Origin of the sequence: Thermoactinomyces sp. CICC 23799 (assembly GCF_016055145.1) — a bacterium.
GTDB lineage: Bacteria > Bacillota > Bacilli > Thermoactinomycetales > Thermoactinomycetaceae > Thermoactinomyces > Thermoactinomyces intermedius.
Window position 1 is genome coordinate 225,187 of sequence record NZ_JAECVV010000001.1, and the last position, 20,642, is coordinate 245,828.

At 48.8% G+C, this 20,642-nt stretch carries 21 protein-coding genes; 14 read left to right on the forward strand and 7 right to left on the reverse strand.

The features are described 5' to 3' along the window. Window positions 1–173: 173 nt before the first annotated feature. Together mazF and I8U21_RS01245 are read right to left on the reverse strand one after the other, a co-directional pair. The gene (gene mazF, locus I8U21_RS01240; protein ID WP_181731001.1) at window positions 174–503 is read right to left on the reverse strand and encodes an endoribonuclease MazF; all 330 of its coding nucleotides are present in this window, start codon (window positions 501–503) and stop codon (window positions 174–176) included. Then, window positions 503–775 (reverse strand): AbrB/MazE/SpoVT family DNA-binding domain-containing protein, encoded by a 273-nt coding sequence (locus I8U21_RS01245; protein ID WP_181731000.1) that lies wholly within the window; start codon window positions 773–775, stop codon window positions 503–505. The genes mazF and I8U21_RS01245 overlap by 1 nt, the downstream gene beginning before the upstream one ends. Before the next feature lie 158 nt (window positions 776–933). Here I8U21_RS01245 and I8U21_RS01250 point away from each other — a divergent pair, with 158 nt between their 5' ends. The 5 genes from I8U21_RS01250 to cydC all read left to right on the forward strand — a co-directional run bounded on the left by I8U21_RS01250 (window position 934) and on the right by cydC (window position 8,081). Continuing rightward, window positions 934–1,533 (forward strand): hypothetical protein, encoded by a 600-nt coding sequence (locus tag I8U21_RS01250; protein WP_198053070.1) that lies wholly within the window; start codon window positions 934–936, stop codon window positions 1,531–1,533. Between the two features lie 648 nt (window positions 1,534–2,181). Then, window positions 2,182–3,591: a cytochrome ubiquinol oxidase subunit I gene (locus I8U21_RS01255; RefSeq protein WP_198053071.1), complete on the forward strand. Its 1,410-nt coding sequence runs from the start codon at window positions 2,182–2,184 to the stop codon at window positions 3,589–3,591. Beyond that, window positions 3,575–4,591 carry a cytochrome d ubiquinol oxidase subunit II gene (cydB, locus tag I8U21_RS01260; RefSeq protein WP_198053072.1) on the forward strand — a complete coding sequence of 339 codons (1,017 nt, stop codon included), beginning with the start codon at window positions 3,575–3,577 and terminating at the stop codon, window positions 4,589–4,591. The genes I8U21_RS01255 and cydB overlap by 17 nt, the downstream gene beginning before the upstream one ends. Continuing rightward, window positions 4,591–6,315 carry a thiol reductant ABC exporter subunit CydD gene (gene cydD / locus I8U21_RS01265; protein ID WP_198053073.1) on the forward strand — a complete coding sequence of 575 codons (1,725 nt, stop codon included), beginning with the start codon at window positions 4,591–4,593 and terminating at the stop codon, window positions 6,313–6,315. Before cydB ends, cydD begins: the two co-directional genes overlap by 1 nt. Beyond that, on the forward strand, window positions 6,312–8,081 hold the full coding sequence (gene cydC, locus I8U21_RS01270; protein WP_198053074.1) for a thiol reductant ABC exporter subunit CydC: 1,770 nt from the start codon (window positions 6,312–6,314) through the stop codon (window positions 8,079–8,081). The genes cydD and cydC overlap by 4 nt, the downstream gene beginning before the upstream one ends. Window positions 8,082–8,135: 54 nt before the next feature. Here cydC and I8U21_RS01275 read toward each other — a convergent pair whose 3' ends face one another. Continuing rightward, complete coding sequence (locus I8U21_RS01275; protein WP_181730994.1) at window positions 8,136–8,543, reverse strand: hypothetical protein; 408 nt, start codon at window positions 8,541–8,543, stop codon at window positions 8,136–8,138. 235 nt (window positions 8,544–8,778) lie between these two features. On the opposite strand from I8U21_RS01275, the gene I8U21_RS01280 reads away from it, so the two are divergent. Further along, window positions 8,779–9,495, forward strand: a complete 717-nt coding sequence (locus tag I8U21_RS01280) for an AzlC family ABC transporter permease (RefSeq protein ID WP_181730993.1) — start codon at window positions 8,779–8,781, stop codon at window positions 9,493–9,495. Then, window positions 9,488–9,787: an AzlD domain-containing protein gene (locus I8U21_RS01285; protein WP_181730992.1), complete on the forward strand. Its 300-nt coding sequence runs from the start codon at window positions 9,488–9,490 to the stop codon at window positions 9,785–9,787. Before I8U21_RS01280 ends, I8U21_RS01285 begins: the two co-directional genes overlap by 8 nt. Window positions 9,788–9,824: 37 nt before the next feature. Here I8U21_RS01285 and I8U21_RS01290 read toward each other — a convergent pair whose 3' ends face one another. Continuing rightward, complete coding sequence (locus I8U21_RS01290) at window positions 9,825–11,210, reverse strand: peptide MFS transporter (RefSeq protein WP_198053075.1); 1,386 nt, start codon at window positions 11,208–11,210, stop codon at window positions 9,825–9,827. Window positions 11,211–11,614: 404 nt separating this feature from the next. Between I8U21_RS01290 and I8U21_RS01295 the strand changes: the two genes are divergently transcribed. After that, a complete protein-coding gene (locus tag I8U21_RS01295; protein ID WP_181730990.1) occupies window positions 11,615–12,649 on the forward strand; it encodes an acyltransferase in 1,035 nt (344 codons plus the stop codon). Window positions 12,650–12,761: 112 nt separating this feature from the next. Here the strand turns inward: I8U21_RS01295 and I8U21_RS01300 are convergent, their stop codons facing one another. Further along, on the reverse strand, window positions 12,762–12,989 hold the full coding sequence (locus tag I8U21_RS01300; RefSeq protein WP_181730989.1) for a hypothetical protein: 228 nt from the start codon (window positions 12,987–12,989) through the stop codon (window positions 12,762–12,764). Window positions 12,990–13,231: 242 nt separating this feature from the next. Further along, window positions 13,232–13,807: a TlpA family protein disulfide reductase gene (locus I8U21_RS01305; RefSeq protein ID WP_198053076.1), complete on the reverse strand. Its 576-nt coding sequence runs from the start codon at window positions 13,805–13,807 to the stop codon at window positions 13,232–13,234. Between the two features lie 361 nt (window positions 13,808–14,168). Here I8U21_RS01305 and qoxA point away from each other — a divergent pair, with 361 nt between their 5' ends. From qoxA to I8U21_RS01335, 6 genes are all read left to right on the forward strand, one after another. Beyond that, window positions 14,169–15,056, forward strand: coding sequence for a cytochrome aa3 quinol oxidase subunit II (gene qoxA / locus I8U21_RS01310; protein WP_181730987.1), 888 nt, complete (start codon window positions 14,169–14,171; stop codon window positions 15,054–15,056). Window positions 15,057–15,082: 26 nt separating this feature from the next. Beyond that, on the forward strand, window positions 15,083–17,026 hold the full coding sequence (gene qoxB / locus I8U21_RS01315) for a cytochrome aa3 quinol oxidase subunit I (RefSeq protein WP_255516912.1): 1,944 nt from the start codon (window positions 15,083–15,085) through the stop codon (window positions 17,024–17,026). Window positions 17,027–17,045: 19 nt separating this feature from the next. Next, window positions 17,046–17,630: a cytochrome aa3 quinol oxidase subunit III gene (gene qoxC / locus I8U21_RS01320; protein ID WP_181730986.1), complete on the forward strand. Its 585-nt coding sequence runs from the start codon at window positions 17,046–17,048 to the stop codon at window positions 17,628–17,630. Window positions 17,631–17,632: 2 nt separating this feature from the next. Next, window positions 17,633–17,932 (forward strand): cytochrome aa3 quinol oxidase subunit IV, encoded by a 300-nt coding sequence (gene qoxD, locus I8U21_RS01325; protein ID WP_181730985.1) that lies wholly within the window; start codon window positions 17,633–17,635, stop codon window positions 17,930–17,932. A gap of 124 nt (window positions 17,933–18,056) precedes the next feature. Next, window positions 18,057–18,893 (forward strand): aldo/keto reductase, encoded by an 837-nt coding sequence (locus I8U21_RS01330; RefSeq protein ID WP_198053077.1) that lies wholly within the window; start codon window positions 18,057–18,059, stop codon window positions 18,891–18,893. A 118-nt stretch (window positions 18,894–19,011) separates the two neighbouring features. After that, window positions 19,012–19,782 carry a TatD family hydrolase gene (locus I8U21_RS01335; protein WP_198053078.1) on the forward strand — a complete coding sequence of 257 codons (771 nt, stop codon included), beginning with the start codon at window positions 19,012–19,014 and terminating at the stop codon, window positions 19,780–19,782. A 45-nt stretch (window positions 19,783–19,827) separates the two neighbouring features. Here I8U21_RS01335 and I8U21_RS01340 read toward each other — a convergent pair whose 3' ends face one another. Next, a complete protein-coding gene (locus I8U21_RS01340; RefSeq protein ID WP_198053079.1) occupies window positions 19,828–20,613 on the reverse strand; it encodes a carbon-nitrogen family hydrolase in 786 nt (261 codons plus the stop codon). Window positions 20,614–20,642: the final 29 nt, after the last annotated feature.

The window sequence follows — 20,642 nt, forward strand, 5'->3', positions numbered from 1 at the left end:
CGATCCGTCATGTTCTTTTCCTGCTTGAAACAGAGGTGCAGTTGTAAACAACCCGGGGGAGCATTTCAACCGGTTTTTTAGCCAAAAAATAAGAGACCATCCTTGAGATCGTCTCGCGATAATTTCATTTGTTAAATTGGCTTGAGAGAAAAAGAACAGGCTTTTCTTACCGGTTATGACAAAAACGTATGGATTAATTCAATGCAATCGGCAACCACGTTTTCGGGTGCCCGGCCTTTGATCATAAATTGCCGTGCCCGCCAATCCAGGCTTTTGACTTGGTCCGCCAGAATGACGCCTTGAATGGGCAGACCGTCGGGCAATTTCACTTCAAACGGGTAGCCTTTTTCTTTGCTGGTAATGGGGCAGACCACAGCGAATTTGGTCACGGCGTTGAATGATTGGGGGGATAAGACAATGGCGGGGCGTCTTCCGGCCTGTTCATGCCCGGCTTGCGGATGGAAGCTGACATAAACAAGATCCCCACGATCCGGTACGGCCATTAAATGAGCTCATTCCCTTCGGTTCCAAGCTGAATTTCTTCATGGCGGTTTTCCGGCGTGACTTTGGCCAGAAGTTCATCCAATGTGGGTTTTTTCTTCTTTGGAACCAACTTGATCTCTTGGTTTTCCACTTTCATTTCCAATTCGGAGCCTTGCTTGATGGACAACATCTCGGCAATATGACTGGGGATCCGAATGGCCAGGCTGTTTCCCCATTTCCGGACTTGTGTCGTCATCCTCAGGATTCCTCCTTGATATTCCTTCTCTTTCATTTTATCACCTCCGGGATGTCTTGTATACACATTGTATCTACAATGTGGTTGGATTATGCATCTGTCAGTCTGAATATTTGTAAAGTAAAATCTCCATTGTTTTGAAGGATTTCCAAATCAGGATGGTGTATAAACATAGATAAAGGAGGAGTAAAAAAATGGAAAATGAGTATCGTCATTTAGAGTGTGGACTGACTGAAATTGTTTGCTATTATCACGACGAAAAAAAGTTCGTGTACATTGATACTCACAATTTTGAAAAAGTTGACGCTTTTCCAGGGAGATGGAGGGTCCATCGGCCTGGCGGCAAATTTTGTATTATAAATACAAAATCAGGAAAAACAAGCGACTCCCCCCTCTGTATGATGCATCGTGTTATTGCGGGAGATGATCGTAATACGGCTGTTATTCATGTAAATGAGGATCCTTTTGACTTGAGGGAAGAAAATCTACTTTCTATCACTATTGGTACAACGAATCACCCCGGTACAAAAGCAAAAATCGAAAAAATGTTGGCAAAACAGAGACCATTGAAGTCATTGCTGAAAAACAATCTGAGTGAAAATAGAGAAGAAGATCACACAGGAGTGGATTGTTCTACTTCCGAAAAGGAGAAGCAAGAAGCGAAAAATAGTATTGTTGAGGCCAAACAGTCAGTTGCTGCTGCAAGAGCCGAGGAATTGTTTATTGAAAAGGAAAAAGCTCAGTTGAACAAAGCAGAGAATTATATATTAAAATTCCTTCAGGCGAAATCATAATAAAAGAAAACAATAAAGAAATAAGTTCTGGTCTATTTTACCATGACTTAGTCCAGATAGCTAATTTCCTGAGTAAAAAAATAGCAATGTTTTGAGACGAGAAAGAGATTAAATATCAAAAACATTATATCTCTTTTGTGTGTTTCCCCATTGTAAAGATTGAAAATAAGTATACTTGTGCATACGGACTGTTTTGTATACGTAACTAAGAAATATTTCCTGTAAGGGATTCAAAACTCGAGATTTGCTGCCGATCGTTTACGTGGTGGACACCGATAAACGTGATGTCCATGAGAACCTATGACCGGAATATGAAGCAGAGAAACGGTTTCCACCTTCTCCGGTGATGAGAAGGTTTTTTCTATGTTGTTCCTTCGCTTTCCTGATATTTCATTTTGTTAATGAATGATCATTCTCGTGCGTTTTCATCCGGAAAAGGATTATGGGGGATGTATGATTTCAAATCAGGATATTCACTTGAATTCCGGGCTGTAAAACTGGATTTATTCTTTGGGTGATTATGTGATTTTTTTCACAAAAAAGCCATACTCGCCCGCAAAAATTGGCAGCGCTTCATGCCATAATAAAGGTGAGAAGGATTAAAGCCAACGTGATTGGCAAATTGGCGGGAAAGGTGGAGAGAAGCAAATGGATTTGCTCACTTTGTCACGAATTCAATTTGCCGTGACGACGATTTATCACTTTATCTTTGTGCCATTGTCCATCGGTTTGGTGTTTTTGATTGCCGTGATGGAGACGATGTACGTTGTCAAAGGCAAAGAAGAGTACAAAAAAATGGCAAAGTTTTGGGGAAAGCTGTTTTTGATCAATTTTGCCGTCGGTGTGGTGACCGGGATCATCCAGGAGTTTCAGTTTGGGATGAACTGGTCGGATTACTCCCGGTTTGTCGGGGATGTGTTTGGTGCGCCACTTGCCATTGAAGCGTTGTTGGCTTTCTTTATGGAGTCGACGTTTATCGGGCTTTGGATTTTTGGTTGGGACCGGCTGTCCAAGAAGTTGCATTTGGCTTGCATCTGGCTGGTGTTTATCGGGACGACGCTGTCGGCGTTTTGGATTTTGGCGGCCAACTCGTTCATGCAACATCCGGTCGGGTTTACCATCAATCAAGGCCGCGCTGAAATGAACGATTTTCTCGCCCTGATCACAAACGGGCAATTGTGGGTGGAGTTCCCGCACACGGTGCTCGGGGCGTTGGCAACCGGGGCGTTTTTGGTGACCGGGGTCAGTGCTTACAAACTGCTTAAAAAACAAGATGTCCCATTCTTTAAAAAATCTTTTCACATCGGAATTGTCGTTGCACTCATCTCATCTTTCCTGGTGGCAATATTCGGACATCAGCAAGCGCAGTACCTGATGCATACCCAGCCCATGAAAATGGCGGCCAGTGAAGGGTTGTGGGAGACCAGTGAAGATCCTGCGCCGTGGACGGTTTTTGCCGTCATCAATCCGGAAACGATGGAGAATAAATATGAATTTAAAATTCCGTATCTGCTCAGCTATTTGACTTACAGCAAGTTCTCCGGCTCGGTGGAGGGCATAAAGGAACTGCAGCAAAAATATGAGCAGACGTATGGAGAGGGAGATTATATTCCGCCGGTGAGAACCACGTTCTGGAGCTTCCGGATCATGGTGGGGGCCGGCGTGGCGATGATCCTGTTGGGAATGTACGGAACTTACTTGGTTTTGCGCAAAAAAATGCCGGATGTGAAACCGTGGTTTTACCGTATCATGGTCTTTGCCATTTCGCTTCCGCATATCGCCAATGCTTCGGGATGGATCATGACCGAGATCGGCCGCCAGCCGTGGACGGTTTTCGGGCACATGACCACCGCAGACAGTGTTTCGCCGGGCGTGACGGCAGGGGAAGTGCTGTTTTCGCTCACCGCTTTCACGGCGATTTACACGATCTTGGCGATGGTGATGGCTTACTTGTTTGTCCGGGTCATTAAAAAAGGACCGTATGCAGCCGTAGAAGAGGATGTCCGGTCGGAAGACCCGTTTGAAATGGGGGGACAACGCCATGCTGTATCTCAATGAATTGTGGTTTGTGTTGGTGGCCGTGCTCTTTGTCGGGTTCTTCTTTTTGGAGGGATTTGACTTTGGGATCGGGATGTCGACGAAGTTTCTGGCCCGGACGGACGGAGAACGCCGGGTTTTGATCAACGCCATCGGCCCGTTCTGGGATGCGAATGAGGTGTGGCTCCTGACTGCCGGCGGTGCGATGTTTGCCGCATTTCCGCACTGGTATGCCACGCTCTTCAGCGGTTATTATTTGCCGCTGGTGATTGTGCTTCTGGCTTTGATCGGACGGGGCGTTTCCTTTGAGTTCCGCGGAAAAGTAAGCAGCGAAAAGTGGAAAAAGACTTGGGATGAAGTGATTTTTTGGGGGAGTTTGTTGCCGCCGTTTTTGCTCGGGGTTTTGTTTGCCGGTTTGATCCAGGGGTTGCCCGTGGACCGTCAAATGGAATTGAATGCCGGGCTGTTTGACATGGTAAACTTGTACACCGTGACCGGCGGCGTGACGGTTACTGTTTTATGCCTCGTGCACGGGCTCCTGTTTGCCACGCTGAAGACGACGGGGGATTTACGGGAACGGGCAAGGAAATTGGCCAAACGCCTGTTGGTTCCGCTGGCCGTGCTGCTGGTGGCGTTTGGGGCCTTGACTTTCCTGAAAACCGATTTGTTTAACGTGCGCGGGAACATTTTGACCGTGACGTTCCTGTTGGGAACGGTGGCTTTCCTGGTGTCCGGAGCGATGATTTCAAAGAAAAAAGACGGCTGGGCTTTCGGCATGATGGGCACGGTGATCACCCTCGCGATTGCCTCGGTCTTTACGGGCATGTTCCCCCGTGTGATGATCAGTTCCATCGACCAAGCTTATAACCTGACGGTTTATAACGCGGCTTCGGGGCCGTATTCGCTGAAAGTGATGACGATCGTGGCTTTGACGCTGTTGCCTTTTGTGTTGGGGTACCAAATTTGGAACTACTACATTTTCCGCAAAAGATTGTCTGAAAAGGAGCACTTGGAATATTGATGAACCGCAGTTGGTTGAAGCTTCAAGGGGTGAAGGGCTTCCTCTTGAAGCTTTTCATCATGACCGTCATTCAAAGTGTCGCGATCATCCTGGCGGCGAAGTGGCTTTCCGGTGTGATTTCGTCGTTGTTTGCCGGGGAGCCGCCGGTTGAACACGCCGGTGCCATGGGACTGTTTTTGTTGTTTTTCCTTCTGCGCCACGGGATGCAGTTTCTGACGGATCAAGAAGCCTCCCGCTTTGCGGAGCGGACGGGTGCCGGGGTGCGAAAACAACTCCTGAAAAAGCTGGTGCAAAACGGACCGCGCTTTGCCAAACGGGAAGGGACGGGGAACCTGGTGACGCTGGTGTTGGAAGGCGTCACGCAATTTCGCACGTATTTGGAACTGTTTTTCCCCCGTATGATTTCCGTTGCCGTGACTCCGGCCCTCCTGCTGGTTTATGTGTACACGCTGGATGTGACCTCCGGTCTGATTTTGACCGTGACCCTGCCCGTCTTAATCGTGTTTTTGATTCTGGTCGGTTTGGCGGCGCAAAAGCATACACAAAAACAGCTGGCCTCGTTTCGGGTTTTATCCAATCATTTTGTCGATTCGCTGCGCGGGCTGGAAACATTGAAATTCCTCGGGCGGAGCCGGGCGCACGGCCACACGATGGAAAGGGTGAGCAACCAGTACCGGGAAGCCACCATGCGCACCCTGCGCGTTGCTTTCTTGTCCTCGTTTGCGCTGGAGTTTTTCACCATGCTTTCCGTGGCCTCGGTGGCAGTGCATCTGGGGCTGCAACTGATCAAAGGACACATGCCGTTGGCAACGGCACTTGCCATTCTGATTTTGGCGCCGGAGTATTTCTTGCCGGTCCGGATGGTGGGAGCGGATTACCACGCCACATTGGACGGGAAAGAAGCGGGAGAAGCGATTTTCCGGATCATCGGGCAAAAAGAAGAACCCGTCACCGCCATGCTCCCTGCTTCGTTTGCCTGGGACGGGGAAAGCACCTTGTCGCTTACTTCGCTTGTGGTTCGCCATGAAGAAAAAGGAACGGCTTCTTTAAAAAAGGTGTCGTTTGCGATCCGGGGGTTGAAAAAGGTGGGGATCGTCGGGGAGAGCGGAGCCGGCAAATCGACATTGATTGATGTGCTGGCCGGCTTTAAGCGGCCGGAATCCGGTTCGGTTTGCATCAACGGGATAAAGCTTTCGTCCTTGATGGAAGAAAGTTGGCGCGGGCAAACGACGTACATCCCGCAACATCCGTATTTGTTCAGTGCCACTTTGGAAGAAAACATCCGTTTTTACAAGCCGGATGCCATCCGGGAAGAAGTGGAAAAAGCAGCGGCGTCCGCCGGCCTCACCAAACTGATTCAAACATTGCCCGGCGGATTGGATCAAATCGTCGGAAACGGCGGCAGATCGTTAAGCGGCGGCCAGGAACAGCGGGTGGCGCTGGCCCGGGCTTTTTTATGCGACCGCCCCGTGGTGCTGTTGGATGAACCGACGGCGCATTTGGACGTGGAGACCGAGTATGAACTGAAAGAAACGATGCTTCGTTTGTTTGAAAACAAACTCGTCTTCCTGGCCACGCACCGGTTGCACTGGATGCCGCACATGGATGTGGTGTTGGTGCTGGACAAGGGGAAAGTGGTTGAAACCGGAACCCATGAGGAGCTGCTGGCGCAAAAAGGCTTGTATTATCAGCTGTTTCAAGCGCAAAAGGAAGGATTGGCATGAAAAAGGAACAATGGATTTTCGTTTATCTCCGGTCTCACCGCCTGCGGTTTTTGCTGGTCATTGGATTGGGGATTTTGACGGCCGGTTGTGCGGCGGCCCTGATGTTTACTTCCGGTTTTTTGATTTCCAAATCGGCGCTTCGTCCGGAAAACATTCTCATGGTTTATGTGTCGATCGTCTTGGTCCGGACGTTTGGGATCGGGCGGGCGGTGCTCCATTATGCGGAGCGGTTGATCAGCCATGAGATGGTGTTGCGCATATTGGCCAAGATGCGTGTCCGTTTGTACCGGATCTTGGAACCGCAGGCACTCTTCCTTCGCTCCCGTTACCGGACGGGGGATATGTTGGGCACGCTTGCCGACGACATCGAACAATTGCAGGATGTGTATGTGAGGACGATTTTCCCGACGGTGACCGCGGTGGTGATTTACGGGTTGGCCGTTGCGGCCTTGGGAACGTTCGACCTTTCGTTTGCCCTTTGGATGGCTTTGTATCTGTTTTTCCTGGTGGTTCTTTTGCCGCTTGTCTCGCTTTGGATGACACAGGTGAGGCAGCGACGCATGCGAAAAAGCCGGAACCGTTTGTACCGGAAGTGGACGGATGCGGTCATGGGGCTTTCGGACTGGGTGATCAGCGGGCGTACGGCGGAATTGATCGCATCGCATGAGGCGGATGAAGCCCGGTTGGCCGGTGAGGAGAGAAGGTTAAAGCGCTGGAAGCGGTGGAGAACGCTGGCCGGACAATGCATGCTCGGAATTCTGGTGATTTTCATGGTTTCTTGGGCCGGCGGACAAACACAAAACGGCCAACTGGCCGCCCCCATGATTGCCGCGTTTACATTGATTGTCTTTCCGTTGATGGATGTGTTTCTTCCGGTGTCCGAAGCCGTGGAAAAAATTCCGCAATACCGCCATTCGCTGAAGCGGATTCACCGTTTTGAAAGATCCGGAGTCGTTCCATCAACCGAACCGGGTGTTGCGGAAGAACAGTTGCAAAAGGCGAAACAAAAAGCGGATATCCGGTTGAAAAAGGTGAGCCATCGGTATGAAGGCGCTGATGAATGGAGCGTGGACAACATTTCCCTGGATATTCCCCACGGGAAAAAAGTGGCGTTAATCGGACGGAGCGGAGCCGGGAAGTCGACCCTCATCAAACTGATCCAAGGCGTGTTGGCCCCCGACCGTGGACAAGTGACCATCAATGGGGTGGAGGCCGTCCGGTTCGGCGGGGAGATTTCAAAAGTGATTTCCGTTTTAAACCAGCGGCCGCATTTGTTTGACACCACCGTGGCCAATAATATCCGGCTGGGCAAACCGGATGCGACGGACGAAGAAGTCCGCCAGGTGGCCCGGCAAGTCCGGCTGGATGCACTGATCGAATCCCTGCCTTTGGGGTATGACACCCCGATGCTGGAAACGGGAGAGCGGTTTTCAGGCGGGGAACGGCAACGGATTGCATTGGCCCGGATTTTGTTGCAAAACACGCCCGTGATGATTTTGGATGAGCCGACGGTGGGACTGGATCCCCGGACGGAACGGGATTTGCTGGCGACGATTTTTCAGGTTGCCGCCGGAAAAACCCTGATCTGGATCACGCACCATTTGACGGGAGTGGAAAAAATGGATGAAGTGGTCTTTATTGAAAACGGAAGGATTGAAATGATCGGTCCGCATGAAGAATTGCTTGCCTGTTTGCCGCGTTACCGCCGTTTATATCACTTGGACCGCCCGGTGATGCCGGAAGAAGCCGGCAGATCCGGCCGGTGAAAAAAGCCTCCTTTGTGTTCCGGGTGCAAGCCCGGGGCCAAGGAGGCTGTTTTGTTACCAACCATATGGGAATTTCATCAACACGATGATCAGATACATGCAAAGAGAGGTTAGGATGGCATGCATGCGCACTTTTTTCAGCCAACCGGTTTGGTCCTCTTCAAAGGACGGGGGAACTTTCCGGCAATAATATCCAAACATCCCGCCAAATGCGCCCACACCGGTAAACACAACGGCCACAAGGATGATCCACAATACCGGATAATTCCCTTGAAGATACATGATGAGTCCCGTGATGAATTGAGCCACCAAAATCCATTGGACGGTGAAGTTCATCCAGTAATAAACTTGCAGAACCCCCCGGCTTTGCAACCACGTCTTGCGCAAAAAGAAGGGCAGCAATAAATAGAAGCCCATGCCGACGGCTCCCAGGAGATGAAGAAACAACATGATCCGGTTCAAGAATGCTTCTCCTTTCTTTGCAGTGATGGTGAACATTTTATTCTATCATGAAAAAGCTGATGGGTTTGTGAGATTCATCACATGATGAAAAAATGATTTGGATCCGGCGGCTCAACAGACCGGCTGGGGCATGGTCCTGTGTGGATCCAAATGGAATTCTGTTTTTCGATATCATCTTATAATATACTAATAATAAAACTTTCATGGAAACAGATTGAAAGGATTGGACAAGCAGATGATCAATCATCAGAGGCATGTAGCATGGCGGGGGATCAAACGGGATTTTGCGGAGGGAGTCTTCAAGTCCGTTCCCATCGTCATCGGTTATCTCCCGGTGGCGGTTGCTTTCGGTCTGATTTCCACCCAATCGGATCTGTCTCTTTATCACACGGTGCTGATGAGTGTCATGGTTTATGCCGGAGCCAGCCAATTTATGGCCGTGTCGATGTTGGCAGGCGGTGTGGGGGCAATGGAGATCATTTTGGCAACTTTTATTTTAAATTTCAGGCATTTTATCATGAGTTTGTCACTGATGAACGGATTGAATTCCGTTTCGAATCAATGGAAATGGGTTTTGTCTTCTTGGATCACGGATGAAACGTTCAGTTTGGCCTCTTTTCATAAAGAAAAAGCCGGTCCCGGGTTTTTGGCGGGCTTGATGCTTACCGCCTACGGATCGTGGATTTTTGGCACCCTGTTGGGCGCGCTCCTCGGGGATTTTATTCCTCCGGTCATCGGGGAAAGCATGTCCATTGCTTTATATGCCATGTTCATCGGGTTGTTGGTGCCATCCGTGCGGAAGAACTGGAGAACCGGATTGATCAGTGTTCTTTCCATGATTCTTTGTTACCTGTTCAGCCGGTTTTTCAGCAGCGGTTGGTCCATCGTGCTGGCAACCGTATTGGGAAGCTTGGCCGGTTTGGTGCTGAAACGGGGGGAGAAAGTTGAATGAATTTTTGATCATCCTTGGCATGGCTGTGGTGACTTTGATTCCGAGATGGTTGCCGGTTTTCATCATCGGGCGCTTTTCTTTTCCCAAACGGGTGAATGACTGGTTGGGCTTTATTCCTTATGCCGCGCTGGGAGCTTTGATTTTTCCCGGGATCTTAAGTGTGGATGCCGGAAATCCTTCCACCGGCCTGATCGGCGGACTGGTCGCTGCCCTGTTGGCGGCTTTTCGCGCCCCGGTTCTGTTGGTGATTGCCGGTTCGATATTAACGGTCATGATTTTAAAAGGCGGATAAAAAAAGGAGGGAACTTGGGTTCCCTCTTTTTTTCCGGTCAGTCCATCATCCGCACTAGAATGCGGTTGATGGAAATCAACAAGAGGCCGAAGAAGATGGCCAGTCCTCCGATGACGGCAAAAATCTCCAAAAAGCCGAGCGATGTGGTCAGTGCGGCGATTTGGCCGCCCAAGATATTGGCCACCCCGGTGCTGGCCAGCCAGACTCCCATGAGAAGGGAAGCCAGTTTGACCGGCGCAATGCGGCTGACCAGGGAAAGCCCGATCGGAGACAAGAAAAGTTCTCCCAAGGTATGGAACAAATAAGTGAACACAATAAACAACAGGTTGGCTTTGACCGTGATGTGTTCCGCATCACTGCCGGTTTGAAGCACAGCGGCCATCAAAATCAAAAAGCCTGTGCCCAAAAGAACCATTCCCAGCCCCATTTTGATGGGAACGGGCAAATCTCCCCGTTTGGAGTTGGCCAGTTTGGTCCACATCATGGAAACCAAGGGGGCCAGCAGAATGATAAACAACGGGTTGACCGATTGGAACCAGGAGATGGGAATTTCCCATCCGAAGAGGGTCCGGTCGATAAAGTCCCGGGTGTAAAGCGTCATGGAGCTTCCCGCTTGTTCAAAACCGGCCCAGAAAAAGACGACAAAACAAGTGATGAGGACGATGGCCAGCGTCCGTTGTTTTTCCTTTTTGGTCAATGGTTCGTTGGCTTTGGGATTGGCGGCCGTTTTCTTGCCGGCCGGTTTCATCCCGATGTTTCCCAAATAGCGTTTTCCCAAAAGGTTAAAGGCCAATTGTCCCGCAATCATTCCGATGGCAGCGGCGAGAAAGGCGTATTTAAAGCCGTATTGCACCACTCCGTTGACGGTGGTTTTAAAGAAATCCTCGGCCAAAAAACCGCAAATGAGCGGGGCAAACAAGGCACCCAGGTTGATGCCCATGTAAAAGATCGTAAACGCTGCATCGCGTCGTTTGTCTTGTTCGCTGTAAAGTTCGCCCAAGAGGGTGGAGATATTGGGTTTAAAGAAACCGTTCCCCAGGATGATCAGCGCCAGTCCGATATACAGCGCCGCCTGACTCTGATTGATAAATAGGACCAGGTTGCCGAGCGCCATGGTGATACCACCGATGGTGATGGCCAGGCGTTTTCCGATGAAATGGTCGGTCAGCCAGCCACCGGCAAGCGGTGTGAAATAACAAGCGCCGGTGTAAAAGCCGTAAATCATCGATGCGGTTGCCGGATCAAATCCCAAACCGCCGCTAACCAGACTGGCGGTTAAATACAAAATCAACAAACTCCGCAATCCATAGTAACTGAATCGTTCCCACATCTCCGTGAAAAAAAGCAATTTGAGTCCGGGAGGATGTTTTTTTGCAGATGCTGGTTCCCGAACGGTTTCTTCGATTTTCACTGCTGCTTCCATGTGGTGATCCCTCCTTGTATGTTGCCTGATCGCCTGTCTGGTTGATTGATTAAGTGAAATACTTTGGAAAAAATAAGAATCCAGCAGGAAACAAAAAAGGCCTTTCGTTAAAATTTTGAAACAATTATATAAAAAAACATCGAATATTACATTTAGAAATTTTAAAGGAAATATTTCTGTTCGTCAAAGGTTAATGATTGAGAAAAAGATTTTCAGGGATGGAAAAGATTTTGGGTGAATATTAAAAACTTATGGACAAATTTTTCTGTCTGTTAATCGATGAAGGAAAATATGTTATGCTGGAAATGAAAATAAAATGGTCCCTTTTAGGGATCATTTTTTGTTTATACAGAGAAAATGCTGTGTCTCAAGGATTGGGGAAATGTAGCAAGAGGAGGATCGGGATGAAAAAAAGAATTGAAGAAGCGGATTACATGAAAGGCGTTGCCATTTTGGCCGTGATTTTGATTCATGTAACCGCTTTTAGCATGCGTTCATTTCATCAATTGACAGACGGGGGCGTGTTTTTTGTCATCAATCAGTTGGGCAGGTTCTGCGTTCCGGTTTTCTTTATGATCTCCGGCTTGTTTTTGTTCTACCGGTACTATGACAATGAACCGTTTCCGGTCAAAAGTTTCTTTAAAAAGCGTACCATGTATATCCTGATTCCCTATCTGATCTGGTCGGTCATCTATCTGATTTACGGAAAAATGGTTCATCCGGAGACCGCACCCGGTCCGGGAATCAAAAGCATTGAAGCGATTTTTACGGGAGGCGCTTATTATCACTTGTATTTCCTGGTGGTCATGGTTCAATTTTATGTGTTGCTTCCCGTTTTGATCTGGGCATTCCGCAAGTTTGGAGGCATTACGGTGGTTGCCTTCTCACTGCTTGTGAACGTGATTGCCGGGAGCATGACTTGGTGGGAAGTGGTGGACAAGTTGCCGTGGCTGGAGTCCTATTACCAAAATGCCATGTATTACTTTCCGGTATGGTTATTTTATTTTTGTCTGGGTGGCTGGATTGGAAGACATGCCGACCGGCTTTTCCAATATGTCAAAAAAATCCCTTTTCCGGCGACGGTCCTCTTTTATCTGGCGTCGGCCGTTGCGATGATGATCGAGGGATTCGTCCGCAAACACACCGGCTTCTTTAATTATTCCGTTTTTGCTTATTCGATTTGCACGCTGATGCTGTTGTATCAGATGTTTTGCAAGTGGAAGTTTTCCTGGCTGTATACGTTGGGGAAATATTCGTTTGGCCTGTATTTGATTCATCCGATGTTGTTAAACTTATGGAGCCAAATCAGTTCCAAGCTGTTCCCCGCCGCCTCCTGGACGGAGTTTTTCATCATGCTGTTTGTCGTGACGCTTCTTTCTTTGGGGATGGCCAAACTGATGAAGCGTCTTCCCTACCATTATCTGATTACGGGAAAATGATAAAGGGAAAGGCGAAGGGAATCCTGAACCGATTCCCTTTGCCGGACCGAAACGGAGGGGCTTATGTTTTGAACCGGGCGGTGTCATGCGGCAACACGTCGCCTTAAACCGGTCATTTGCGAGGGGTGGAAGGGATGCTGGGCAATGCTTGATTCCACTGTTCAATCACTTGATTTGCCAAATCTTCCAAAATCTTCGCTTCATCGAAATAAAGGGAAGGACAGCTGTTGTCCGGGTTTCGTTTCAACTCCACCTTTCGCAAAGTCTTATGTTTCTTTAAAGCATGCAACAAAATCTGTTTGGCGTTGTTATCCAACTTCAAAACAATATTACGTTTCACCTTGATCTTCCTCCGATCTTCTGAATACAAACCCGCTGATCCGTCGGGGGCGTTTGGTGAACGATGATTCACAGGTATCTAGTACAAGTATATGAAATAGAAGGTGTTTGATGCAATGAATTATGGGAATTAGATAAAAATATTTACTAATCTTAATTTTTTATCTCTTTGTTTGTATATTTCGGTTTTGAGACCGAATGGAAGCGGGGTCTTCCGGCCACGGAGATCCCGCTTATTGTGTTTTATGATCCGGTCAATCTGGAAAGTTGTTGATCCAACACGGCTTGGGTGAGTTCGCCGATTTGGTGGTGGATGATGCGCCCGTTTTTGTCGATGAAAAACGTTTGAGGCAATGCCGACACGCGATAAAGATCGGAAACCCGACCATCCGTATCCAGCCCTGCCGGAAAGGTGTAGCCATACTGTTTGATGTATTGTTGCGCTGCTTCTTTCCGGTCCAGATGCGTGGTGTGAACCATGATGATTTGGACTTGATCCCGTTTGGTTTGGTAAACCTTCTCCAACAAGGGCATCTCGCGTTTGCAGTTTTCGCACCAGGTCGCCCAAAAGTTGATGATCGCGGGTTTGCCGGAGTCCTTGGAAAACCGGACCGTCTCTTGAGCAATTCCGGGCAGCTCAAAGTCCGGCGCTTGGGATTGTTTGGGAAGCGCGTGGGACGCAATATATTCTTCGACGGTCATGTTTTGCGGGGCTCGGGATTTTGAGGGGGAATCCCTGAAAGACCAGATGGCATAAACGGTCAGGACGGTCAGGAAGAGCAGAAGGAAGATTTGAAGCAGCGGCTTTTTCTTGTCCATTTGCTCGTGTCAGCTCCTTCCGTCAATTTATCCCTATTGTAGCGGTCGGCATGGAAAAAGAAAAGGAGAATGAAGATAAGCAATTTTTATAGAAATATAAACGCCAACCGGCAAAACCGGATCGAAAAACGAAAAATTTATGCGATAACCATTATTTTCCTGGTATTTTTAAAAAGTTTTACGGAAATGTCATATTTCATGTGATCAATTGCACATTTTTTTCTATACAATGTCTCTAGTAAAAACCGTAAGCAATTATTATGATAGTTTACTATTTTTATCCATTTTTGCAAATATATTCTTTCTATTGATATTCAGGCGATGATTTTTCAACTACGTAAGGAAGGATGGGGTATCAGCAATGAACAAAAAGCGCCTGCTGCGATGGATGCCGCTGACGGGATTGTTCCTGTTTCTGTTGACGGGCTGTTCAATGAAAACAGGCATTTTGAATCCGCAAGGTCCCGTGGCACAGAAGCAGTATGATTTGATTTTGTGGTCTGTGATTTTGATGATGGTTATTTTCGTCGCGGTTTCCATCTTATTTGTGTACATGATTGTGAAATACAGAGCAAAGCCGGAAAACGAAGGCTATGAGCCGCCGGATATTGAGGGGAGCCGCAAGCTTGAAGTGGTCTGGACCTTGATCCCGGTGGTAATTGTCGCCTTGCTGGCAATACCCACGGTGAAGACCACGTTTGATCTGGAAACTTCCCCGAGTCCTCACAAGGAACCGATGGTGATCGAGGTGACATCGGCCGACTGGAAATGGATTTTCAAATATCCGGAACAAGGGATTGCCACTGTCAACCATTTGAAGATTCCAGCCGGGGTGCCGGTCAAATTTCAATTGAATGCGGTCGGGCCCATGAACTCTTTCTGGATCCCTGAATTGGGCGGACAAGAGTACACGATGCCGGATATGGAAATGGTTTTGTGGCTGGAAGCGGACCGGCCGGGCAAGTATCAGGGGAGAAGCGCCAATTTTTCCGGTGAAGGCTTTACGCATATGACCTTTGATGTGGAATCCGTTCAGGCTTCGGACTTTGATCAATGGGTGCAAAGCGTGAAAAAATCCGCACCGGCCATGACGGAGACGGAGTATCAGCAGTTGCTCGAACCGGGACTGGTGGAGGAGAAAACCTACTCTTCTTTCCCGGAAGAAAAAGAAAAAACGAATGCCCATGGATCGGATCATCAGGGCTCCGTAAGCACTGATCATCACGGAAGCCATGGAAGCCACCATTAGAGCAAAGGAGGGCCAACGAAGTGGATCTGTTCAAGTTTAAGATACCGGACCCGTTTTTGATTACCAATGAGCCGATGATTGTCATCGCGGAGATATCCATTGTTCTTGTCACATTGGGAATTTTGTTTGTGCTGACCTACTTTAAAAAGTGGCGTTGGCTGTGGGAAGAATGGTTAACCACGGTGGATCATAAAAGAATCGGAATTATGTATTTGATCTGTGCGTTGTTGATGTTTTTCCGGGGCGGGGTGGACGCGCTGTTGATGCGGACCCAACTGGCCCTGCCCGATATGAATTTTCTCAATGCCCAACATTATAACGAGATTTTTACGACGCACGGAACCATCATGATCATCTTTATGGCCATGCCGTTTCTGATCGGTTTGATGAATATCATCGTTCCGCTTCAGATCGGTGCACGAGACGTTGCGTTTCCCGTGTTGAATGCGGTCAGCTTCTGGCTGTTTTTTGCCGGAGCCATGCTCTTTAACCTGTCCTTTGTCATCGGGGGGTCTCCGGATGCCGGATGGACCAACTACACTCCGCTGGCAGGCAATGATTTAAGCGCAGGCCCCGGAATCAACTACTATCTGTGGGGACTTCAAATTTCCGGGATCGGCACCTTGATGACCGGGATCAACTTCATCGTCACGATCATCAAGATGCGCGCACCGGGAATGAAACTGATGAAGATGCCGATGTTTACCTGGTCGACGATGATTGCATCCGTCATCATTGTCTTTGCGTTTCCCGTTTTGACCGTCGCTTTGGCGATGCTCAGCATGGACAGGCTGTTCGGCACGCACTTCTTCACCATTGACGGCGGCGGAATGCCGATGATGTGGGCCAACCTGTTCTGGATTTGGGGGCACCCCGAAGTGTATCTGGTGATTTTGCCGGCATTCGGGATCTTCTCGGATGTGATCACGACCTTTGCCAGAAAACGGCTGTTCGGATATGGCGCCATGGTATGGTCGATGATTTTGATCACGGGCTTGAGTTTTCTCGTGTGGGTTCACCACTTTTTCACCATGGGTTCAGGCCCTTGGATCAACTCGGTCTTTTCTGTCACCACCATGCTGATTGCCATTCCAACCGGTGTGAAAATCTTTAACTGGCTGTTTACCATGCACAAAGGACGGATTGAATTCACCACGCCGATGTTGTGGGCAACCGGATTTATTCCCACCTTCCTGATCGCCGGGATCACCGGTGTGATGCTGGCGGCGGCAGCGGCGGATTACCAGTTTCACAACACGTACTTTTTGATCAGTCACTTCCACTATGCATTAATCGGCGGAACGGTCTTCGGATGCATGGCGGGGCTCACTTACTGGTGGCCGAAGATGTTCGGGCATCTGTTGGATGAACGGCTTGGGAAATGGTCGTTTTGGACCTTCTTCATCGGTTTCCATCTTTGCTTTTTCCCGCAATATATCCTGGGCTTCCAAGCGATGCCGCGGCGCATTTACACGTATCCGGCTGAAGCGGGTTGGACAGCAGGCAACTTCATCAGCACCGTGGGCGCTTTCGTGATGGGAATCGGTTTTCTCATCCTGGCTTACAACATTTACTACAGTGCGCGTTACGGCGAGCGGGACACGACCGGGGATCCGTGGAACGGACGCACGTTGGAATGGTCCATTCCGTCACCGGCTCCGCATTACAACTTTGCCCGCATTCCCGTGGTGAAAAAACAGGATGACTTCTGGTACCGGAAAAAAGAAAACCGCAAAGACAGCGACGAGCCGCTTCAACCGATTCATATGCCGAATAATACCGGAATGCCGGTCATCTTCGGGGCGTTCATGTTTGTCGCCGGGTTCGGTTTTGTCTTTGGATGGTATCTCTTGGTGGTCATCGGCTTGTTGGGAATCTTCGGATCGATGCTGTGGCGCACGTTCAACGATTATGATGCCGATCATTATATCCAAGTAGAAGAAATTGAGAAAGATTTAAGAGCCGGTTGATCAAAGGAAGAAGGAGGGAATGAAGATGCCTTTGGAATATTCAACGGAGGAAGGCCGGATGAAAATTTTCGGCTTCTGGATCTTCCTGGGGGCGGAAATTGTTTTGTTTGCCACGTTGTTTGCCGCGTACATGGTTTATCATCATCAGACGGCGGGCGGCCCGTCCTCGCATGAGCTTTTTGAGGTCAAAGAATTTATGATGGAAACGCTCCTTCTTTTGACAAGCAGTTTTACGTGCGGGCTTGCCATGTTGGAAATGCGAAAGGATCAGCAGAAGGGATTTATGGCATGGATGACGGTCACGCTTTTGCTGGGGCTCGGCTTTCTCTACATGGAGATTCATGAGTTTATCGCGTATGTAAATGAAGGGGCAACCATCGGAACCAGTGCCTTTTTGTCTGCCTTTTTCACTTTGCTCGGGACGCACGGTTTGCATGTATCCTTGGGGATTGTATGGGTGTTGGCGGTCATGCTTCAGATTTCCCGCCGCGGTTTTACGCCCATGACGACGAGAAAAGCGTTTATCACCGGTCTTTATTGGCATTTCCTTGATGTTGTGTGGATTTTTATCTTTACGGCGGTTTATTTGATGGGAGTGATGTGACAATGAAACAACATGATCTTTCGCCCAAACAGCATATCATCGGTTTCCTGTTGTCACTCCTTTTGACCTTTGCCGCACTCGGTGTGACGCTCAAGGCGCCGTTTTCCGAGTCTGTCAAAATCACGGTGATTTTTGCTCTGGCCTTCGTGCAATTCGTGATTCAGCTCCTTTTCTTCATGCATCTCACCGAAGGAAGAGTGAAATTCTTTCAGGTTATCAACATGTGGTTTGCCGTTTTCATTGCGGTGGTTGTGGTGGCAGGTTCCGTTTGGATCATGCTTTACAATACGATGCATTTGTAAAAAAGAGGGATGACTCACCGGCTGGTGGGTCTTTTTTTCGCTTTAAACGTTCATATGATCGTTTGCATGTTCATATTTCATTGACTAAAATGAGAAGGCATCGAAAAAAAGATGGAGGGATATTATGGCAAACCCCAAAAAGCTTTCAGACACGGTCAAGCTGGCAAACGGTGTGGAAATGCCCCGGTTGGGACTGGGGGTTTGGAAAGCCAAAGACGGTGAAGAAGTCCAAAACGCAGTCAAAGCGGCAATTCAAACCGGTTATCGCTTGATTGACACGGCAGCGGTTTATAAAAATGAGGAAGGCGTCGGAAAAGCCATCAAAGAATCCGGGGTTTCGAGAGAAGACCTGTTTATCACCACCAAAGTTTGGAATGATGACCAAGGTTATGATTCGACCCTTCAAGCTTTTGAAGAAAGCCGCAAGAAACTGGGGTTGGAATATATTGATCTTTATTTGATCCATTGGCCGGTGAAAGGCAAATATAAAGAAACCTGGAAAGCGTTGGAGAAACTTTACGAAGACGGATTGGTCAAAGCGATCGGGGTCAGCAATTTCCAAGTGCATCACTTGAAAGATTTATTGGCGGATGCCAAAGTCAAACCCGTGGTGAACCAAGTGGAGTTTCATCCCTATTTGACCCAGAAAGAACTGCTTGCCTATTGCAATGAGGAAAACATCCAATTGGAAGCATGGAGTCCTCTGATGCAAGGGGAAGTGGTCCGGGTGGATGTGATCAAGGAGTTGTCGGAAAAATACGGAAAAACCCCGGCCCAAATCGTATTGCGCTGGGATTTGCAGCACGGGGTCGTGACCATTCCCAAATCGGTCAAGGAGCACCGGATCCGGGAAAATGCAGATGTGTTTGACTTTGAGTTGAGTCAGGAAGATATGGACAAGCTGGACGCATTGAACAAAAATCACCGGTTTGGTCCGGACCCGGACAATTTTAATTTTTAATCCGGCCGCCGCGGGCGGAGGAAAAACGTTGGCCAACAGGCGGATCTGAAAACGGATCCGCCTGTTTTTTCCGCGTTGAAGTGCCGTTTGGGCCAGGGAAAAAACGGAGGAATCAAAAGTGTATTGGGATGCGCATATTCATTTGGAGAAATACAAGGATTCGGAAATCAAGCAATTTTTATCCGACGACCGGTTGGAAGGGATGATCGCGGTGTCGATGGATCTTCCGTCCAGCCGGCGTACATTGCAACTGAAGAGAAAATTTCCGGGCAAGGTTTTTGCCGCATGCGGATTTCATCCGGAACAGCCGCCTTGTTTTGACCGCGACCGGTGGTTTTCCTTTCTCAATGCCCACCGCGGGGAGATCGATGCCATCGGTGAAGCGGGGCTTCCTTATTATCTGGAGCGTGAGCGGAAAAAAGAAGGAAAACCGTTTGACAAACAGGCGTATCTCCACATCTTGCAAACACTGTTGAAATGGGCGGATGAGTGGGACAAGCCGGTGATTTTGCACGGGGTGCATGAAGATGTGCCGCTGATCTGTGACTTGCTGGAGGAAACTTCCATCCGCCGTGTTCATTTTCATTGGCTGAAAACAGATCCAAAGACATTAAAACGGATGGAAAAGTCCGGATATTATGTATCTTTTACGCCGGATCTCCTTTACAACGAAAAAACGCGTCAAGTGGCCCGGAGCTATCCGTTGGAGCGGATCATGGCCGAAACCGACGGTCCCTGGCCTTTCGAAAAGCCGTTTGCGGGCAAGCGAACCGAACCCCAGATGGTTTGGGCGGTTTTGGAAGAACTGGCCCGGTTGAAAGGATTGCCGTTGGAGAAAGTGGCCGGGCAAGTGCGGGAAAACACCCGGCGCTTTTTGCGGATTTCATGAAATGAGTCCCTTTTTTGGAAAAAGAGACTCACGGGGCGGCGGGGATTATTCATAGAGTTCCGGCCGGCGGTCCGTGAAGACAGGGATGGTGGAACGGACTTTTTGCACCAGGGACAAATCCAAGTCAGCAAAAAGAATTTCTTCGTTTTCTCCGGCTTCGGCAATCACTTCTCCCCACGGATCCACCACCATGGAATGGCCCGCGAAAGTATTTTTTGGATCTTTTCCCGCCCGGTTGCAAGCGACGACATAACATTGGTTTTCAACCGCGCGGCTGATTAAGAGGTGACGCCAGTGAGAAAGCCGTGGTTCGGGCCATTCGGCGGGCACAAACAACACATGGGCGCCACGGAGCATCATTTTCCGGATCCATTCCGGAAAGCGGATATCGTAGCAAATGGCTGCCGCACACAGCAAGCCGTCCCATTGGAAGACGCCTTCCTGATTGCCGGCTTTCAGATATTTTTCTTCTTCCATCAGACGGAATAAATGCACTTTTTTGTATTCCACCGTCTGCTTGCCGGAAGGGTCGAAGGCATACAATGTATTGTACGTACCGGTTTCTTCCCGGTTGGAAACGGAGCCGCCGATGACGGACACCTGATGTTTTCGGGCGAGACCCTGCAAAAAGGATTTATTGGTTTGACCGTGGTCATCCGCGATTTCATCCAACCGTGTCAAATCGTATCCCGTGTCCCAAAGTTCCGGAAGCATGATCAAATCCGGTTGTTGTTCCATCGCCTGTGCGATTTTTTCCTCCACTTTTTTCCGGTTGGCTTCGGGCTGTCCGTAGGCTATGTCCATTTGAATCAAGGCAACGGTTTTTTGCATGGTTTTCCTCCAGATCCTTTGACAGATTT

Excerpts from the sequence above, each read along its gene's own strand:
- I8U21_RS01280 (WP_181730993.1), top strand. The coding sequence starts at position 8,779 with ATGATCAATCATCAGAGGCATGTAGCATGGCGGGGGATCAAACGGGAT.
- cydD (WP_198053073.1), top strand. The coding sequence starts at position 4,591 with ATGAACCGCAGTTGGTTGAAGCTTCAAGGGGTGAAGGGCTTCCTCTTG.
- I8U21_RS01305 (WP_198053076.1), bottom strand. The coding sequence starts at position 13,807 with ATGGACAAGAAAAAGCCGCTGCTTCAAATCTTCCTTCTGCTCTTCCTG.
- qoxA (WP_181730987.1), top strand. The coding sequence starts at position 14,169 with ATGAACAAAAAGCGCCTGCTGCGATGGATGCCGCTGACGGGATTGTTC.
- I8U21_RS01330 (WP_198053077.1), top strand. The coding sequence starts at position 18,057 with ATGGCAAACCCCAAAAAGCTTTCAGACACGGTCAAGCTGGCAAACGGT.
- cydB (WP_198053072.1), top strand. The coding sequence starts at position 3,575 with ATGCTGTATCTCAATGAATTGTGGTTTGTGTTGGTGGCCGTGCTCTTT.
- I8U21_RS01295 (WP_181730990.1), top strand. The coding sequence starts at position 11,615 with ATGAAAAAAAGAATTGAAGAAGCGGATTACATGAAAGGCGTTGCCATT.
- I8U21_RS01290 (WP_198053075.1), bottom strand. The coding sequence starts at position 11,210 with ATGGAAGCAGCAGTGAAAATCGAAGAAACCGTTCGGGAACCAGCATCT.
- I8U21_RS01255 (WP_198053071.1), top strand. The coding sequence starts at position 2,182 with ATGGATTTGCTCACTTTGTCACGAATTCAATTTGCCGTGACGACGATT.
- mazF (WP_181731001.1), bottom strand. The coding sequence starts at position 503 with ATGGCCGTACCGGATCGTGGGGATCTTGTTTATGTCAGCTTCCATCCG.
- cydC (WP_198053074.1), top strand. The coding sequence starts at position 6,312 with ATGAAAAAGGAACAATGGATTTTCGTTTATCTCCGGTCTCACCGCCTG.
- I8U21_RS01340 (WP_198053079.1), bottom strand. The coding sequence starts at position 20,613 with ATGCAAAAAACCGTTGCCTTGATTCAAATGGACATAGCCTACGGACAG.
- qoxC (WP_181730986.1), top strand. The coding sequence starts at position 17,046 with ATGAAGATGCCTTTGGAATATTCAACGGAGGAAGGCCGGATGAAAATT.
- qoxD (WP_181730985.1), top strand. The coding sequence starts at position 17,633 with ATGAAACAACATGATCTTTCGCCCAAACAGCATATCATCGGTTTCCTG.
- I8U21_RS01245 (WP_181731000.1), bottom strand. The coding sequence starts at position 775 with ATGAAAGAGAAGGAATATCAAGGAGGAATCCTGAGGATGACGACACAA.
- I8U21_RS01250 (WP_198053070.1), top strand. The coding sequence starts at position 934 with ATGGAAAATGAGTATCGTCATTTAGAGTGTGGACTGACTGAAATTGTT.